This window comes from Sutterella seckii (assembly GCF_009183815.1).
Lineage (GTDB): Bacteria > Pseudomonadota > Gammaproteobacteria > Burkholderiales > Burkholderiaceae_F > Sutterella > Sutterella seckii.
On record NZ_WEHX01000162.1, the window covers coordinates 1 to 2,388 of the forward strand.

Genomic DNA, 2,388 nt, shown 5'->3' on the forward strand with positions numbered 1-2,388 from the left:
GTTGCCTCCCTGACTCTGCCGAGTCGCTAGACCTTCCCCTTCTCGGGCGGTCAGTGGACTTTCACCACATAGACACACGTGCGCTGCCGAGCGCACCAACAAAAAGGGCACCTGGCGTTTCAGGTGCCCTTTTTACATGTCCTTGCCCGAAGTCACGAAAATGGAACCAATGGGGGACTTACAAAGTGCAAGGCCGGTTATCACTTTTGATGTTTCGGTTAGAGATTGTGCCCATAAGGGTTTCAGCGGGTCTTCTCTATACTTCGTAGCCATGCACCAATGGTGCGATTCAACCGATTTAGGAGAGACCAAATGAAATTCCAGCTCAAGACCATGGCTGCCGTGATGGCGACGACCTTTGTTGCCGGCGCCGCCTTCGCGAGCGGCGGTGCCTCCGGTCCCGCCGTCACATTTGCCGTTCAGGGCAACATCGGCGAAGTGATCGTCAACCCGTACAACATTGCTCCGCTGACGGCCGTGATTCGCAACGGCGGCTATGAGATCAAGGACGTCGAAGTCCGCATTGTTCCGAAGCTCAACGGCCAGGAAATCAAGTACAAGGTTTCCGACCGCCAGCTGAAGACCAATGCCGGCATTCCGGTTTTCGGCCTTTATCCCGACTACCTGAACACGGTTGAGGTGAAGTACACGCGCCTCTACAACGGCAAGGTCGAGAAGTTTGAGGAAAGCTATCAGTTCTACGCGCCTCCCGTCTATACGAAGTCCAACGGCATGCCCGGCCAGAAAGGCACCATGTTCGACACCGAAGTCAAGACCGTTCACCCGGACTTCAAGGACCGCCTCTATCTCGTTGGCAACCAGCTCTCTCCGATTGCCCCGCAGGGCGCCCGCTTTGCCTGGAACAATCCGTCCGGCGGCGCGCTTGAATGGGCCTTCAACTCCAACATCGGCGTGATCGACACGGCCGGCGACGTTCGCTGGTATTTGCTCGACACGCTGATCAGCGATCCGACCAATCCCTGGACGTCCGGCTACATGATGGGCTTCCAACAGACGAAGGACGGCGCGCTCACCTGGGGCTTCGGCCAGCGTTATGTCAAGTACGATCTGATGGGCCGCGAAATTTTCAACCGCCAGCTTCCGCCTCAGTACTCCGACTTCTCGCACGCCTTTGACAACGCCCAGAACGGCCACAGCTTCCTGCGCGTCGCCAACGCCGACTACCGTCGTCCCGACGGCAAGCGCGTTCACACGGTTCGCGACGTCATCGTTGAGCTCGACGAAAACGGCGGCGTGGTGGACGACTTCCGCCTCTACGACATTCTTGACCCGTATCGCGACAACATCGTGAAGGCCATGGACCAGGGTGCCGTCTGCCTCAACATCGACGCCGACAAGGCCGGCAAGACGCTCTCCGCCGAAGAGCTTGCCAGGATGGACGCCAACGGCCAGTTCGGCGACATCGCCGGCACGGGGCCGGGCCGCAACTGGGCTCACGTCAACTCCGTCGACTATGACCCGACCGACGACTCGATCATCATTTCGTCCCGCCATCAGGGCATCGTGAAGATCGGCCGCGACAAGAAGGTGAAGTGGATCCTTGCCTCGCCGGAAGGCTGGAAGAAGGGTTGGGCCGAGAAGGTCCTCACCCCCGTGGACTCCAACGGCAACAAGATCAAGTGCGAAGGCTCCAAGTGCGAAGGCGACTTCGACTGGTCCTGGACGCAGCACACGGCATGGCGCATCGACAGCAAGTCCGACAAGAACGTCATCTACGTGTCCGTCTTTGACAACGGCGACGCCCGCGGCATGGAACAGCCGCCGCTGCCCGACATGAAGTACTCCCGCGCCGTGATCTACAAGATCGACCAGAAGAAGATGACGGTCGAGCAGATCTGGGAAGTGGGCAAGGAGCTCGGCCATCCGTACTTCTGCCCGGTCACGGGCCTGACGAAGTACATGGAGGACAAGGATTCGATGATGGTCTACTGGTCCACCGCCGGTCTCGGAGCCACGCCTGAAAAGGCCGGCAACAAGCTCGGCCGCCTCCAGCCGCATATCGCCGAATACCGCTGGGGCGAAACGCAGCCGGTCGTCGACATTCAGCTCAACGACACCTTCGGCTATCAGGCCTTCCCGATCAGCGTCGAACTGGCCTTCACGAAGAACTGATCCGTAATTCTTCAATAGCCTGATGAATGGGCGGGCGAAGCTGATATCCCGAACTCCGCGGTAAATCTGCTATCTAGATAACGCGAAACCTCAAGAGCCCTGTTAGACAGAAAAAATCTGACAGGGTTCTTGTTTTCTCGCCGAAACTAGAGGAAAGTCTGAGCAAGTGCCAATTTTTATGACTGCAACCGGAAAATCCGGACCCAACACATAAATTCGGTTGTTTACAGTCTAAAAATTGGCAGTTTATGCTGT

The 2,388-nt window shown here is 57.7% G+C and carries 1 protein-coding gene; it reads left to right on the plus strand.

Going from position 1 to position 2,388, the window contains the following annotated elements; genetic code table 11:
* Positions 1-312 precede the first annotated feature (312 nt).
* Positions 313-2,133, plus strand: a complete 1,821-nt coding sequence (locus tag GBM95_RS11525) for an aryl-sulfate sulfotransferase (RefSeq protein ID WP_152159224.1) — start codon at positions 313-315, stop codon at positions 2,131-2,133.
* The last annotated feature ends 255 nt before the right edge of the window (positions 2,134-2,388 follow it).

Coding starts and splice junctions, on each gene's coding strand:
- GBM95_RS11525 (WP_152159224.1), top strand. CDS start 313: ATGAAATTCCAGCTCAAGACCATGGCTGCCGTGATGGCGACGACCTTT.